We start from the raw sequence: 693 nt of genomic DNA, 5'->3' as shown, positions 1-693 counted from the left end.
GAGATTGGCGCCGGCGAGCGGCACGGCGTCGCGCACCTGCCGCGGGTCGAGCAGGTCGACCCGGTAGCCGAGCTCGCCGACGATGCCCTGGATGCGGTGGTAGCGGGCGAGCTGCGCCTCGGTCACCGCGATGACGATCCGCTCGCCGCGCCATTCGGTCGGGTAGCCGAGCAACTCGTCCATCCGCGGCCAGAGGCGCTGCTCCTCGTGGAAGAGCGGGCTCTGGTAGTGGGTGCAGCCGCCGCCGTTGCGGCTGGAGGCCTCGTAGCCGACCACGCCCTTGTCGAGCACGAGCACGTCGACGCCGTCGCGCGCCAGCCAGAACGCCGCCGACAGGCCGGTGACGCCGGCGCCGACGACGACGACCGAGGCGCCCTTCGCCACGGCGCTCACAGGTGCATGCTCCCGGCGCGCCAGGCGTCCTCGCGCTCGGTGCCGATGGCGGCGTAGGGCACCCACTGGCTGAGGATGCCGAACCATACGTCCCACCCCGCCTCGTCGTCGCCGCCGGCGGCGAGGGCGGAAAGCGGCAGCGGGCGGACCGGGGCGCGGTAGCCGGCGAGGCCGATGGACGCGGCGGGCAGGCCGGCGCCGATCGCCATCAGCAGCGCCACCTGCTCGCGGCAGCGGCGGGCCTGGCAGGGGCCCATCGAGACGCGGGTGAGGCGCTTCATCTGGTCGTGGTCCGGCGGG

General features: G+C 74.9%; 1 protein-coding gene and 1 pseudogene. Both read right to left on the bottom strand.

Features of this window, described 5'->3' with window-relative positions; all coding sequences use genetic code 11:
• Positions 1–393, bottom strand: a 393-nt coding sequence (locus tag APM_RS13085) for an FAD-dependent oxidoreductase (RefSeq protein WP_007423843.1), incomplete at its 3' end; no start/stop codon positions are given.
• Positions 390–693 (bottom strand): annotated as a pseudogene (locus tag APM_RS13080) (pyridine nucleotide-disulfide oxidoreductase); the annotation flags it as partial. The pseudogene APM_RS13080 and the gene APM_RS13085, both read right to left, overlap by 4 nt.

Source organism: Acidiphilium sp. PM (genome assembly GCF_000219295.1).
In the GTDB taxonomy this organism is placed as follows: Bacteria; Pseudomonadota; Alphaproteobacteria; order Acetobacterales; family Acetobacteraceae; genus Acidiphilium; species Acidiphilium multivorum.
Note: the sequence above shows the minus strand (reverse complement) of the source record. Positions and strands in the feature narration are given on the sequence as shown.